The sequence below is a fragment of the Nocardia brevicatena NBRC 12119 genome, assembly GCF_000308495.1.
Taxonomy (GTDB): Bacteria; Actinomycetota; Actinomycetes; order Mycobacteriales; family Mycobacteriaceae; genus Nocardia; species Nocardia brevicatena.
Map to the genome: position 1 here is coordinate 1 of NZ_BAFU01000182.1, position 1,206 is coordinate 1,206.

Genomic DNA, 1,206 nt, shown 5'->3' on the forward strand with positions numbered 1-1,206 from the left:
TTAGATTCAACGGGTCAGAGCAACATGGCTGGTGGATCGAGGGTTTGTGGCGCGGGTTGGTCGTCCGGGGATGTCGGATGCGGTGAAGGCGGAGTTGTGGCGGCGGTGGCGGGCCCGGGGAGTCGATCAGCGTGATCGCACGAGCGCTGGATGTGCCTACCGGCTCGGTATATACAGCGCTGAAGTACCACGGCGGCATCGCGCCGGCGGCGCGCAAGCCGAGGGCGGATCATCTTGACGCGGCCGAGCGGGAGACGATTTCACGGGGCTCGAGCGCGGGCCTGTCGCTCCGGGCGATAGCCGAGCTGCTGGGTCGCTCGCCGTCGACGGTGAGCCGGGAGGTCGCCCGCAACGGCGGACGCGACGCCTACCGGGCCGTGAACGCGCAGACACGCGCCGACGAGCAGCGAAGCAGGCCGAAACAATTTCTTTTGGAACGTAACTCGCGATTGCGGGAGCGGGTTGTCGAGCTGTTGGAGCAGCAGTGGTCACCCGAGCAGATCGCCGGGCGGCTGCGGTTGGACCATCCCGAAGACCTCAGCATGCGCATCAGCCACGAGACGATCTACCGCTGCGTCTACACCAGCCGGTGGAAGCTCATCCCGAAGATTCTCGCCGAGACGTCCCTGCGCACGAAGCGTCCGATCCGGAAGAACAAGCACCACAGCGTGAAAGGGCAGTGGCGGTCCCAGATCATCGGTGCCCGCCCGATCACCGAGCGGCCGGTCGACGCCGAAGACCGCAGCGTCGAAGGGCATCTGGAGGGCGACCTGATCCTCGGCGGCAAGACCAGCCAGGTCGCGACGCTGGTCGACAGGAAAACCCGCTATCTCACGATCGTGAAGACGGCCGACCGGCGCACCGAGACCGTCGTCGACGCCCTGATCGACCGCTACGCCGCCATCCCGTCCGCGCTGCGTCGCACCCTGACCTGGGATCGTGGCATGGAGCTGGCCGACCATGAGCGGCTCGCTGCGACCGCGGGCGTCGAGGTCTTCTTCGCCGCCCCGCGCAGCCCGTGGCAGCGCGGCACGAACGAGAACACGAACAAGCTGCTACGCCAATACCTGCCCAAGAAGACCAACCTGGCCACCTTCAGCCAAACCGAACTCGACACGATCGCTGACCGGCTCAACAACCGGCCACGCAAGTGCCTCGGATTCCGAACCCCAGCCGAGGCGTTGTCTTGACCCGTTGAATCTAAGG

General features: G+C 66.2%; 1 protein-coding gene. It reads left to right on the plus strand.

Going from position 1 to position 1,206, the window contains the following annotated elements; translation table 11 throughout:
• Nucleotides 1-131 precede the first annotated feature (131 nt).
• The gene (locus tag ON20_RS25860) at nucleotides 132-1,190 is read left to right on the plus strand and encodes an IS30 family transposase (protein ID WP_245547492.1); all 1,059 of its coding nucleotides are present in this window, start codon (nucleotides 132-134) and stop codon (nucleotides 1,188-1,190) included.
• Nucleotides 1,191-1,206: the final 16 nt, after the last annotated feature.